Genomic DNA, 12903 nt, shown 5'->3' with positions numbered 1-12903 from the left:
CCCGGTTACATTCCGAACCCGGAAGCTAAGCCCTCCAGCGCCGATGGTACTGCACTCGTGAGGGTGTGGGAGAGTAGGACACCGCCGGACAATCTTTCCGTCAGGGCCACCCCAGTAATGGGGTGGCCCTGACGTGTTTCTCCACAACGAAGAATGCTGTGGCCCAAGCCGCGAGTCTGCCGCTATGCGGGGAACTCCTCGAACATGACCTCGTAGCCGTCCGGGTCCAGGCCGTAGAAGATACGCGCCCACCCGACGTCCTCCGGTTCGAGCGTCACCGGCAGACCTTCGCGCCTCCACAGTGCGTACGTCGCATCGAGGTCGGCGGCTGGTACGACGAGCACGAAGCCGAGTCCAGGCGGCCCTGATCTGGTCTGGCTCTCGCGTTCGGCGTTGTGATAGCCGTGCTTGTCGACGTGCGACAGGATCAGCCAGGTGTGGCCGAAGGTCAGGTAGCGCAGGTTCGCCTGCTGCGGCTGAGGAAGGTGCCGGAAGCCGAGCTGTCGGTAGAGGCCGAACGATCTGTCGAGGTCGCGGACCCGCAGGCCCACCTTGAGCTGTCTGGCCGCCATGCCGACCATGCTACGAACCTCGAATACGGAAGCGGCGCCCGCTCCACTGTGGGAGCGGGCACCGCCCGGGACAGCTGACTCAGGAGGGCTTCGGCCCGCAGACGTAGCGGGGCTCGGCGTCGTAGCGCCAGGTGAACTTCTCCCGCTTGACGACCTTGCCGTCCTTCTTGATGACCCGGAAGGCGTCCTGGGTGAAGCCGTTGATGCCGTTCGTCGCGATGCACGTCGGGCCGGGTTCCAGATGGATCAGCTTCGGTGCGGTGATGTTCCGCCGCGGCCCGTACTCCGTCTTCACGCTGTCGTAGATCTTCGTGCTCCAGATCGACACGGTGATCGAGTTCGACGTGTACGACGTGTCGATGAGCACGCCGTGCTCGGTGTTGTTGCGGAACTTGAAGTCCAGGTTCGGCCAGAAGATTGTCGACTCGATGACCGCCGGGTATCTGTCGAACCAGTACGAGTGCGGCTTGTGCTCGACGTCCTCCAACCCGGCGTAGTAGGTGGCGTTGAACAGCGTGGTGGTGAACTGCGAGGTGCCGCCGCCCACGCCCGGCACGAGCTTGCCGTCGAGGATCACCGGCGCGTCCCGGTAGCCCTGTTTGTAGCCGCGTTCCCCGGTGTGCCCGTTCAGCGAGAACGTCTTCCCGGGGAGCACCACAGTGCCGTCCACCTTCTTGGCGATGGTGACGATGTTCTGGCTGCGCGCAGAGGCCAGGCCACCGGTGAACCGGGTGGTGAACGTGGACACCCGCTCCTTGATGCCGAGGCCGGCGAGCTTCTCCGCGGTCAGCTCCGGCGGTGTCTCCTTCACCTCGCCGGTCACCTCGCGACCGTCGGTCTTCGGCAGCACGGCCAGCAGGTCGCGGCCCAGGGCGGCGCTGTCCAGTTGCTGGCCGGCGCGGCCTTCGGTGACCTTGGGCTTTCCGCCGGCAATGGTCATCGTCGCGTCCTTCGGCGGCACCTCGATGGCGTTCAGGCTGTCGCCGAGGGCGGCGCGCAGTCGCTTCACGTCCACTGACGGCGTGAGTTTGCCGGCGCCGTCAGCGGTGAACCGTAGGCTCTTCGCGATGGCGGCGGGCGGCACCTTCACCGAGCCCTTGTCGGTGCGCAGCGTGACCGGTGCGGCGACGGCCGGCTTCGCCAGCTCGGTGACCAGCCGGTCCAACTCCTCGGCGGTGGTCGCGGGCTGGCTCTCCACGAGCGGCACGGTGACCGGGGTGCCGGCCAGCCAGCCAGCGCGGACGGCGTCGGCGGAACGCTCCGGGTCGAACGCCAGCCCCGGCTTCGGCTGCACCACCTTCGGCGTGGTGCCCTGATAGGTGATGGCCGGCTTGGTCATGGGGCGAGCCTGGTCGCCGAGCACCTTACGGAGTGCGGCGTCCAACCGGTCGGTGTCGACGGTGACCACCGGGTCGACGGTGCGGGAGCCGACCAGGCGGCTGACCGGGTGCGCGTCGGCTTCGGCCGCCGCCGCCACTGTCGCCGCCACGTCGACTGTCAACCCCACGTCGGCAGGATTGATCTCGGCGGTGCGCTCGCCGACGGTGACCTTCAGCGGCGCGGCGAGGGCTGCCGCACGCCGGTCCAACTCGGCCCGCAGCTCCCGGTCCGCGGCGGTGAGGCTCCGTCCGCCCAGCTCGGTGCCGAGCACGCTTGTGCCCCGGGGTACGTCCCCGGCGTACGCCCAGGCGCCGGCGCCCGCCACTGCCGCGAGCACGCCGCCGGTGACGCCGGCCGCGAGCAGCATCCGTGCCCGCCGGGGTCGGCGCCCAGCGTCCACCGGCTGCTCAGCAGCGGGGGCGGGCGATGTGACCGACTCCGACCCGTCGTCCGGCCAGGTGACCGCGGTGACCTGCACTGTGGGCCGGTCGTCGGCGGATGGACGTTTTTCGCCGTACAGCGTCACTACAACCTCGATCGCCAGGTGCCACGGAAGGTCCTCCCTCCCGGAGAACACCTACGGTAGCCAATGATCAGTCGTCGTTGCCGGCTGCGACCAACCGCGTCGCCGCCGCGTGTCGCCCCGCGTGTCGCGGAACCCGGGCCGGTGGACAGCGGGGTGGGTGCGGGAGCCGGGGTTGGTGGGGGCGTCCCTCCGCCGCCGTGGCACGGTGACGGGGTGGACGCTGCGGAGCGGGTTCTGGCGTACGGCGGTGGCTGGTTGGACCGGGCAGGCCCGCTGCGCGCCGATCCGGCCCGACTGGAAGCGCTGCTGACCGAGCCGACCACGGTGGTGCTGCCGCTGTGGCGCGACCGCTGTCTCGTCGACGGGGACGGCCCGGTCCGGCTCACCGCGGACCGTACGTCCCTCGTCCGGGCCGCCGCCGACGAGACCGTCTTCCTGGGGCTCGACGGAGACGCCGCCGTGTTCGCAGTGGACCTCTCCGCGCTCAACGAGCGGTCGGCCGTCGAGATGGTCGGTGCGGCACGGGCCGTCGACGTCCGGGCCCTGGTGGGGCGGCTAGACCCGGCCGAGGCGGCCGTCCAGGCGTACGCCCGAGGGCTGCTGCACTGGCACCGACAGTCGCGGTACTGCGGCGCGTGCGGTGCGCTGGCTGTCGCCGGTGGCGGCGGACACGTCCGGACCTGCGGCGGCGCAGGCTGCGGTCGGCTGCTGTTTCCCCGTATCGAGCCGGCGGTCATCGTGCTGGTGGAGGCGCCCGGCCCGCCGGACCGTTGCCTGTTGGCCTGGCACGCGGGCGCGCCCGAAGGGTCGTACTCGACGTTGGCCGGTTTCGTCGAGGTCGGCGAGAGCCTGGAGGACGCGGTCCGCCGGGAGATGGCCGAGGAGGCGGGCGTGACAGTCACCGACGTGACCTACCAGGGCTCGCAGGGCTGGCCGTTCTCCGCAGGCCTGATGGTGGGCTTCCGGGCCACCGCCACGTCCGAGGAGGTGCGCGTCGACGGCGTGGAGCTGCTGGAGGCGCGCTGGTTCACACGGGCGGAACTGCGGGAGCGGGTCGCGGCAGGTCGTCAGCTCGGTCGGGTGGACTCGATCGATCACCAGATGCTCGGTCAGTGGCTGACGGCAGGCTGAGGATCATCACGAGCGCGGTCGCCGCGGCGGTGGCGAGCGCACACCACATGATTCCCTCGAGCGTGCGTGGCGCGACGGCCATGGTCAGGAAGGCCAGGACACCCGCGGCCACCCAGAGCGGCGCGGAGGGCCAGCGTGCTCCCGCCGCGATCTTCGCGTTGACGGCCGCGAACACCAGCGCGTAGAGCGCACCGGTGGCGGCGAAGAACGGGGCGTACTCACCCAGGGACGCGTAGTCCTCGCCGCCCACGAGCCGGAACGCGAAGCCGCCGGCCAGGGCCGAGGCGGCGACGAGCACGGCACCGCAGCCGGCGACGATCGCGAGCACGACAGTGCGGACCCGGTTGTCTCCCACGGCCAAGCGGGGCAGTGCCAGCACCACGATCACCTGAGGTGCCCACAGCGCACCCTTGGTGAGCACGGTTCCGACGGCGTACGCCCCGGAGTCGGCAGGCGACAGCAGTTGGCGGGCGAAGATCAGGTCGGCGTACGACACGGCGAGCATGGCAAGCGCGGCCGTGCCTGCACTCGTCACCTGCCGGATGCGCAGGGCGCCCACGGCGCTGTCCCCGTCCGAGGTGGCCTGCCGTACCGGTCGGGCGACCCACGCCAACACGGGCAGCACCAGGTACGAGGTCACCATGCCGGCCACGAGGGTGTCGACGACATCGGCGCCGAGGACGAGCGCGACGATCATGCCGCCGTACCTGCCGACCGCGACCAGCCCCATCGCCCACGCGAGGCGGAGGAAGCGCTGGTCACCCTGCAACTCGCCGAGCCATCGGGCGGCCAGGACGACCGCGACGGTGGTGGCGGCGACGAGCACCGCGACCGTCCACGACAGCCGCAGCGCGGTAATCATCAGCGGCGTGGCCACGACGACGGCACCACCGGCGACGGCCGTGGTGACGAGGGAGACCCGGCTGGTCGATGCGCCCGGGTGCCGGGCCCGGTGCACGGCGATCGCCATCTGCAGGCCCACACCTGCGACGCCGGCTATCGCGACGAGGGCCAGCACGGTGGCCAGCACACTCAACTCCTCGACCGCCAGGCGCCGGGCGCCGAGCATCGGGAGCAGGTAGGCCAGTCCGTTCGTCACCATCGCGGCGACCGCCACCGCCGCGCCCGCCGCTCCCATGCGGCCCGCGCCAGGACCAGCCGTCGTCTCTGTCATCGCGCCTCATGTCGGTTCGCCGGGGGAACGGGTTCGTCCCGAGCCTCGCGTCGTCGCGGCAGCTCGTCGAGTTGTCTGGCAAGCTACCGTCCGCGCTTCCCTCTGCCTAGAGTGCTGTCCGGAGTCCCGGGAGCGATGTCGGGCCCGAGTCCGGTCCAGGTCCATGGGGGTTCGTGTGCGTCGACCGTCACCGGAGTTACGCCCGGTGCTGCTGCGGGCTGCCGTCGTACTCCGTCGGTGGTGGCCGGAGATGGCGCTCGGGTTCGGCGTGGTCATCGCGATTCTCGGTCCGGTGCTCCGCCGCGGTTTCGTCCTCCGGTACGACCTGGTGTTCGTGCCCGACCCGCCCTTCGGCGCGATGGTCTGGGGCAGCGGGTCCGAGCTGCCCCGTGCGGTGCCCAGCGAACTGCTCGCGGTCGGCTTGTCCCAGCTGGTCCCCGCTGACGTGGCTGAGAAGCTGCTTCTCGGGGGCTGCCTCGCCCTGGCGGCGGTGGGTGCCGCCCGACTGGCTCCCGTGAGCCACCCGGTGGCGCGGATCGCCGCCGGGCTCGCATACGTCTGGAACCCCTGGGTGTACGGGCGACTGCACCTCGGCCAGTGGGCGGTCGTCGCGGGCTACGCCGCGTTGCCGTGGGCGTTCTCCTGGGTGCTCGGAGTGCTGCGCCCGCCGCCGGACGGCTTCGGTCCGCGGCGGCGCTCCGCCGTGGCCGGTGGGCTCACTGTGGTGCTGGGCGGTCCGGCGATGGTGTTGGCGGCGGTGCTCGCCTGCGCTCCGGCGCTGGCCCTGGCGCGGCAATGGCGGGCGGTGGTCGCGGGCGCGGCGACACTGGTGGGCCTGACCGCACCGTGGTGGCTGGCGCTGGTGAACCGTGGTGGCGCCGTCGGTCTCGACGAGCGGGGCGTCGCCGCCTTCGCCGTCCGCCCGGACACGCCGCTGGGGGCGCTCGGCAGCGTCGGCACGCTCGGCGGCATCTGGAGTCGGCATGCCGTACCTCCCGGTCGGGACCAGTGGCTGGTCGCGCTGCTCGCGCTGGCCCTCGCCGGCGCGGCCCTCTGGGGGTACGTGCTGACCCGTCGTCGTTGGCCGTCGGCGGCCTGGTGGGGCCTGCTCGTCGGCGCGGTGCTGGGCACCGTGATCGCCGTGGCACCGGCCTGGTCTGTCGGTTTGCACTGGATGGTCGCGCTGGTCGAGCACGTTCCCCTCGCCGGCGCGGTCCGGGACGGCACCCGGTTGCTCGCCCCGCTGGCGTTGGTGCAGGCGGTGGGGCTCGGGATGCTGGCGGAGTCGCTGGCGACGGCGGGTGCCCGGGCGTGGGCGCCGCTGGTGGTGGTCGCTCCGCTGGTGCTCCTGCCCGGTCTGGCGTGGGGTCTCGGTGGTCAGCTCGACACGGTCCGGTATCCGAAGGAGTGGTCGGCGGTGCGCGCCGACGTGAACGGCGATCCGGCTGGAGGCAGCCTCGTCTCGTTGCCCTGGTCCTCGTTCCGGGCTTACCAGTGGGCGGGCAACGTGCCCGTGCTCGATCCGGCGTCGCGCGCGTTCCAGCGGCCGGTGATCGGGGACCAGGACGTGTTGGTCGGGCGGGACCGGATTCGGGGCGAGAGCCGTGAGGCCGATCGGGTGGCGGCGGTGCTGGCAGCGCCCGGCGATCCCGGGCCGGCCCTCCGTCGGCTCGGTGTGCGGTACGTACTCATTCAAACCGATCAACCCGACGGTGCCCAGGTCGAAGCCCGCTTCGCGAACGCCGAGGTGGTGCGGCGGGACGGAGCGTTGACCCTGTTACGCCTGCCTGGTGCCGATTTCGCCGAGTCGACCGGACGTATCGGGATAGTTCCACTCTTGGGCTATTCGGTACTCGGGGCCACCTTGTTGATCACCCTTTTGCACCGGCCCCAACGGGCGTGACGCATGTTACTCTTCGGTACCTTTTCCGAAGGGATCATCGATGAAGGCATCCTTCAACCCCCTCCTGACCGCGGTTGTCGCCGCGGCGGTGGGTGCCGTGCTCGGAATCCTGGCCGTCTCGATCGGGACGTCCACCATCGTCAACACCAACAGCAAGCCTGCGAACGTGGAGCAGCCCATCATCGTGTACGGCGAGCGTTGACGGCCCTCCATGGAGGTCTCTCCTCCTGACGTGTCGTCAGATGTGGTCGTACTCGACGTCGTGATTCCCGCGTTCAATGAGGCACTCCGGCTGCCCGACACCCTGGTCCTGCTCCGGGCGGCGCTGGCCGACCTCGGTGTTCCCTGCCGGGTCACCGTGGTGGACAACGCCAGCACCGACGGCACAGGTGACGTGGTGCTGGGCGCACCGTCCGGCCCGGTCCCCGTCCGGTTGCTCTGGTGCGGTGAGCCGGGCAAGGGCTTCGCGGTGCGGACCGGTGTGCTGGCGAGTGACGCGCGCTTCGTCGGGTTCTGTGACGCCGATCTGGCCACTGCGCCGGACGCTCTCGGGCAGGTGCTGAGTCTCCTGACCGAGGGCGCCGACGCGGTGGTCGGGTCGCGGGCTCACCCCGAGTCAGTCGTCCAGGAGCGGCACAGCCTGCTCCGACGGTGGGGCGCAGTGGCGTTCCGAGGTGCCGTCCGGCAGGTGGTGCACGGCGTCAGTGAGACGCAGTGCGGGTTCAAGTTCTTCCGCAACGATGTCGCTCGGCGGGCGTTCGCACCACTTCGGTGCGGTGGGTTCGCCTTCGACGTCGAGGTGCTGGGCCGCGCCCAGCGGGCCGGTGCCCGGCTCGTGGAGGTCCCCGTGCACTGGGTGGACGTGCCCGGCTCACGCTTCTCGCCGGTCCGCCACGGATGGCAGAGCTTCGTGGACGTCGCGAAGATCCAGTGGCGGCTCCGGGGCGTCGACGTCGCCCCGCCGATGCCGATGCCGGTCGTCACCCTTCCGGTCAGCCCGGACGTCACCGGTGGCGCCGCCGCCGTTGGATTGCGGCCGTGAGTGTCGGGCCATCCCGGACTGCCGCGGCTCCCAGCACCGACAACACGGTCGCGGGCCGCCGGATCGCGGTGCTCAACTGGAAGGACCCCTGGCATCCGGACGCCGGGGGCGCCGAGGTCTACGCCTGGCAGGTCGCCCGCGACCTGGTGACAGCCGGTGCGCAGGTCACCTTCGTCACCGCACGCCCGGCCGGCCAGCTCGGCGATGAGATTCGGGACGGCATCCGGATCGTGCGGGTCGGTGGCCGGTGGACCATCTACCCCCGGGTGCTGGCCTGGTTGGCGCGACGCCGGCGTCAGTTCGACGTGGTCGTCGACTGTCAGAACGGCATCCCGTTCTTCAGCCCGGGGGTCCTGCCGGCGGACGTGCCGGTGGTGTGCGTGATCCATCATGTGCACGACCGTCAGTTCCGGCTGTACTTCGGCCCGGTCGTGGGTCGGTTCGGGGCGTGGTTGGAGGGACCTGTCGCCCGACGGGTCTATCGCCGTGCGGTGACCCTCGCGGTCTCACCGTCGACCGCCGTGGCAGTCCGGGACCGGCTTCGCTGGGCCGGCCCGGTGGTGGTGGTGCCCAACGGTGCTGACGCGTCGCCGCCGGCAGCCGGAGGTCGGGCCCGCGACACCCGTCCCCGCGTCGTCTGCGTCGGCCGGGTGACCCGGCACAAGCGGGTGGATCTGGTGCTTGACGCCGTCGACCAGCTCCGGGCGAAACGGCCCGATCTGCGCTTGGACATCGTCGGTGGTGGGCCGGACGTGGCGACGATCCGCCGGCAGGTCGACGAGCGTGGGCTGTCCGACACCGTCACGGTGCACGGGCACCTGCCCACCGCCGAGCGGGACGCGCTGTTGGCAGCCGCCTGGCTGCACGTTTCCGCCTCCTGGGGTGAGGGCTGGGGTCTCGTCGTGGTGGAGGCCGCCGCCGCCGGACTGCCCACGCTCGCCTTCGACGTGGACGGGCTCCGCGACGCCGTCCGGCCGGGCCGTACCGGCTGGCTGGTCAGCGAGGGTGACAACCCCGCACACGGGCTGGCCGCAGGTCTCGACAGCGCGTTGGACTCCCTCGCGGTGCCGGCCGAGGCGGCCCGGATGGCCACCGAGTGTCGACAGTGGAGCGACGCATTCCGCTGGTCCGACACCGGCCGGCGGGTCCGGGCGATCCTCGGGGATCTGCTTGAGCCGCGTGCGGTGCCGTGGGCGGCGGGAAACGCGGCTCTCGTGGTCCGGACCGACGAGCCGGAGGACCTCCTCGCCCGGGTCGCTCCTCTCCTCCCGCACACCCGACACGTCGCGGTCGACGAACGCGGCCTGTGGATCCTGGTGCCGGGTGCGGACCCGGCCGCCGTCCGGCAGTTGCTGCTCGGGGCGGGCGTCGAGGCCAAAGACATCAGCGAGCGGGACGCCAGCGGGGACGAACTGCTCACCGGAGTTCCGGTACGACAGTGTTGACCGCCTGGTCGACCGCTCGCCGCGCCCCCGGAATACCGACCGCCACGGTGTCCCTGGCGGTGTGGCGTCTGCGTGAGCTGCTGGTCTGCCTCGCGCTGATCGGCCTCTGCGTCACCCAGGAACCCGGGCTGATCGTGCCCGACACCAAGATTGACATGGCCCTGGACCCTGGCGGCTTCCTCGCCCGGGCGGTCAACCTGTGGACCGCGGACTGGCAGTTCGGCACCCTCCAGAACCAGGCCGTCGGCTACTTCTTCCCGATGGGGCCGTTCTTCCTGCTCGGCGAGGCGGTCGGCCTGCCGGCCTGGCTCGTCCAGCGGCTCTGGATGGCAGCCCTGCTCTGCGTGGCCCTCACCGGCGTGGTGCGCCTGGCGCGCGCTCTCGACCTCGGCGGCCCGGCGTCGCGGCTCGTGGCCGGCGCGGTGTTCGCGCTGTCGCCCCGGGCTCTCTCCCTGGTCGGCACCGTATCGCTGGAACTGCTGCCCTACTGCGTCGCCCCGTGGGTGCTGCTGCCACTGGTCAAGGGAGCTGCGGGTGGCTCGCTGCGGCGGGCGGCCGCGCTCAGCGGGCTCGCTGTGGTCTGCATGGGTGGAGCAAACGGTGCGGCCGCCGCGTGCTCCGTACTGCCGGCGTTTCTCTATATCGTGACCCGCGCACCCGGCTGGCGACGGATCCGCCTGCTGGCCTGGTGGACGGTGGCGATGGTCGCGGCCACCTTCTGGTGGTTGGTACCGCTGCTGCTCCTCCAGCAGTACGGGTTCCCGTTCCTGCCGTACACCGAGAGCGCCGCGGTCACGACGAGCGTGACGTCGCTCCCGTCAGCCGTGCGGGGCGCCACCCACTGGGTGGGTTACCTCGCCGTCGACGGGGTGCCCTGGTGGCGCTCGGGGTGGGCGCTGATCACGACGCAGTGGATGGTGGTGCTCACCGGCCTGATCGCCTGCATCGGCCTGGCCGGGCTGGCCCGTCGGGATCTGCCGGAGCGGAGGTTCCTGCTCGTCGGGGCCCTGGTCGGGCTGCTGACCCTTACCGCGGGAAACCTGTCCAACGGAGGCGCCGCCTTCGCCCCGGTCGTACGCGAGGTCCTCGATGGCCCGCTCGCCGCGCTGCGCAACCTGCACAAGTTCGACGTCGTCATTCGCCTGGCGCTGGCCCTGGCCACCGCGCACATGCTGGACACCGTCGGGCGGATCGCCGTCATCCGCCGGTTCACGCGTCCTACAAACATGGCACCCCGACGGGTCGCGTTGGGGGTCACCGCCGTCGCGCTCGTCGCGGTCACCGGCGGTGCGGGAAGCGCGGGGCTCGCGGCGGGCGGTGGTTTCTGGGCGGTGCCCGACCACTGGCGGCAGGCGACCCAATGGCTTGACCGCAACGCCGCCGAGGGCACCACGCTGCTCGTACCCGGCTCCAACTTTGCCGAGTACAACTGGGGACGCCCGTTGGACGAACCGGTCCAGCCCCTGCTGGACTCGCCGTGGGCGGTGCGGTCGCTGGTGCCGACCGGGTCGGCGGGCAACGCCCGGCTGCTCTCCGCGATCGACGAGCGGCTCGCCTCCGGCACCGCCTCGCCAGGGCTGGCCGACGTGCTCAGTCGGCTCGGCGTGCGGTACCTGCTCGTCCGCAATGATCTTCGACAGCCGGTCGGTGGCATCGCCTGGCCGGTTCTTGTGCACCGAACGCTGGAGAGTGCTCCCGGGCTGTTCAGGGTGGCCGCGTTCGGCCCTGAAACCGGTGCGCCGCCAGACTTCGGCGGGGCGTGGGACTACGGGCTGCACAAGCCGTATCCGGCTGTGGAGATCTACGAGGTGGACCGGCCGACCCCTCGGGCCACGCTCGCGGACGCGGCGCAGCCGCTCAACCTGGTCGGGGCACCCGAGACGCTGCTGGACCTCAGCGACGCCGGTGTGCTCGGCAACCGGCCGGTGATCCTTGACGGTGACGCCCCGCAGGCCACCGACGCGGGCGTGGTGCTCGCCGACAGCCTGCGCAAGCGGGAGGTCGATTTCGGCCTCGTCCGTGGCAACACCTCACGGACGCTGACACCGCAGGAGCAGCCGCAACTCGCGCGCCTGGAAAACGACATCATCGACCCCGCGTGGAAGTCGTCGGTCACCTCGTCGGGATACACAGGGGTGACAAGCGTCAGGGCGTCCTCCAGCGCGGCCGACGTCGCCGGGCCGGCCGGGTTGCGCGACCCGTCCGCCACTCCGTTTTCGGCCATCGACGGCGACAACGGCACGTCGTGGTTGTCCGACGGCGCACGCAAACCAGTGGGCCAGTGGGTGGAGATCCGGTTCCAGGACAAGGTCCAGGCCGGATCGGTCGAGTTGCAGGTCGTTGGTGACGAGGTTGTCGGCGCACCTGTCACCCGGGTCGAGGTCAGCACCGAAGGTGGTTCGTACGTCCACTCGGTGGTCGACAGCTGGCAGGCGCCATTGCGACTGTCGCTGCCGTCGGGGCGTACCACCTGGCTCCGGGTGACTATCGACGGTGTCGCGGGCGTCGATGTGCCTGGTCGGCGGGCCGGCATCCGGGAGGTGAGCGTCGCCGGGGTGAGCCCGCAGCGGTACCTGCAACTGCCCGCGTCGCCCGATGCCACCAGAGCGCCCGAGGTTGTCGCGCTGGCCCGCAAGGCCGTGGACCGGCCGGCCTGCGCCAGCACCGGTGACCACTACCTGTGCGCGCCCAGCCTCATCCGTCAGGGCGAGGAGACAGGGCTGGCGCCCCGGCGCTTCGACCAGCCGGTGGCCTCCACCAACGACCTCACCGGGCTGGCCCGCGCGACGCCCGCGACAGCGCTCGCTGTGTACGACGAGATGACCGGCGGCGCGACGTACACCACGTCGAGTTCGTGGTTCGCGGACCCGGTCGCCTCATCCAGGTCGCTTGGCGACGGGGACGACGGCACGGCGTGGTGGGCGGATCCGAGCGACCCGCAGCCGACCGTGAAGGTGCGCTGGGCCAAGGTGCGGAAGGTGAGCTGGGTACGCCTGCGGTTCCCGGAGACCCTCGTCGCGGCACCGCCCAGGACGGTCCGGATCTCCGGCGACGACGGTATTCGGGAGGTGGCGGTGGACCTGGACGGTGTGGCCCGCTTCCCGGCCCTGAGTACCCGAGGTATCGCCGTGGCCGTGACCTCGACGGTGCCGAGGGTCAGCCGGTCGACGGCCCTGTTCGAGCCGCAGCCGCTCCCGGTCGGCCTCAGCGGCGTGGATGTGCAAGGCGTGCCCGAGGCCAACCAGCCTCGCGGAGTCGACCGTAATGTGACGTTGCCGTGTGGCGCGGGCCCGACGATCGTGGTCAACGGGGCATCGGTGCCGACGACGGCCTCCGGCACGCTACGGGACCTACGGGACCTGCGGCCACTGCGATACCGCGCCTGTGTCCTCGACAACGAGCCGGCGAGCCGGGCCAAGGCCACCCCGAAGGCAGGCGCGGAGCGCGTCTCGCTGCGGGCTGGCCCGAACGAGGTCTCCGCACCACCCGACCGGTTCATCGTCGACAGCGTGATCCTGACCGGTGACCCGGCCGAGTTGCCCGCCGCGGCAGCGGGCGTTGAGCCGCCCCGTCGGGCAGTGACGGTCCTCGGCTGGGACGACCAGCACCGGTCGGTCGAGGTCGGGGCGGGCGCGGGCAGTTACCTCGTCGTCCCGGAGAACGCCAACCCCGGCTGGCGGGCGACCCTCGACGGAGCGGCGCTCGTGCCGACGCGACTGGACGGGTGGAA

8 protein-coding genes, 1 rRNA gene and 1 pseudogene are annotated in these 12903 nt (G+C 71.5%); 7 read left to right on the top strand and 3 right to left on the bottom strand.

From position 1 onward, the window contains the following. Window positions 1-90, top strand: a 5S ribosomal RNA gene (rrf, locus tag ADK66_RS12985); the annotation flags it as partial. 92 nt (window positions 91-182) lie between these two features. Here the strand turns inward: rrf and ADK66_RS12980 are convergent. Both ADK66_RS12980 and ADK66_RS12975 read right to left on the bottom strand, forming a co-directional pair. After that, a complete protein-coding gene (locus ADK66_RS12980; RefSeq protein ID WP_053655088.1) occupies window positions 183-572 on the bottom strand; it encodes a VOC family protein in 390 nt (129 codons plus the stop codon). Between the two features lie 79 nt (window positions 573-651). Beyond that, on the bottom strand, window positions 652-2478 hold the full coding sequence (locus tag ADK66_RS12975) for a VanW family protein (RefSeq protein WP_053655086.1): 1827 nt from the start codon (window positions 2476-2478) through the stop codon (window positions 652-654). A 213-nt stretch (window positions 2479-2691) separates the two neighbouring features. Here ADK66_RS12975 and nudC point away from each other — a divergent pair, with 213 nt between their 5' ends. Continuing rightward, entirely contained in the window at window positions 2692-3609 is a 918-nt protein-coding gene (gene nudC, locus ADK66_RS12970; protein WP_053654935.1) for an NAD(+) diphosphatase, read from the top strand. Here the strand turns inward: nudC and ADK66_RS12965 are convergent. Beyond that, complete coding sequence (locus ADK66_RS12965; RefSeq protein WP_053654933.1) at window positions 3506-4783, bottom strand: polysaccharide biosynthesis protein; 1278 nt, start codon at window positions 4781-4783, stop codon at window positions 3506-3508. The genes nudC and ADK66_RS12965 overlap by 104 nt on opposite strands. A gap of 163 nt (window positions 4784-4946) precedes the next feature. Between ADK66_RS12965 and ADK66_RS12960 the strand changes: the two genes are divergently transcribed. The 5 genes and pseudogenes from ADK66_RS12960 to ADK66_RS32700 all read left to right on the top strand — a co-directional run. Then, window positions 4947-6686: a hypothetical protein gene (locus tag ADK66_RS12960; RefSeq protein WP_157552423.1), complete on the top strand. Its 1740-nt coding sequence runs from the start codon at window positions 4947-4949 to the stop codon at window positions 6684-6686. 40 nt (window positions 6687-6726) lie between these two features. Beyond that, window positions 6727-6888: a hypothetical protein gene (locus tag ADK66_RS31400; RefSeq protein ID WP_157552422.1), complete on the top strand. Its 162-nt coding sequence runs from the start codon at window positions 6727-6729 to the stop codon at window positions 6886-6888. A 30-nt stretch (window positions 6889-6918) separates the two neighbouring features. Continuing rightward, window positions 6919-7728, top strand: coding sequence for a glycosyltransferase (locus ADK66_RS12955; RefSeq protein WP_197281500.1), 810 nt, complete (start codon window positions 6919-6921; stop codon window positions 7726-7728). Next, window positions 7725-9173 carry a glycosyltransferase family 4 protein gene (locus ADK66_RS12950; protein WP_082377416.1) on the top strand — a complete coding sequence of 483 codons (1449 nt, stop codon included), beginning with the start codon at window positions 7725-7727 and terminating at the stop codon, window positions 9171-9173. Before ADK66_RS12955 ends, ADK66_RS12950 begins: the two co-directional genes overlap by 4 nt. Beyond that, window positions 9167-11224: pseudogene (locus ADK66_RS32700) on the top strand (alpha-(1->3)-arabinofuranosyltransferase family protein); the annotation flags it as partial. The gene ADK66_RS12950 and the pseudogene ADK66_RS32700, both read left to right, overlap by 7 nt. Between the last annotated feature and the right edge of the window lie 1679 nt (window positions 11225-12903).

It is taken from the genome of Micromonospora sp. NRRL B-16802 (assembly GCF_001279555.1).
In the GTDB taxonomy this organism is placed as follows: domain Bacteria; phylum Actinomycetota; class Actinomycetes; order Mycobacteriales; family Micromonosporaceae; genus Micromonospora; species Micromonospora profundi.
Note: the sequence above shows the minus strand (reverse complement) of the source record. Positions and strands in the feature narration are given on the sequence as shown.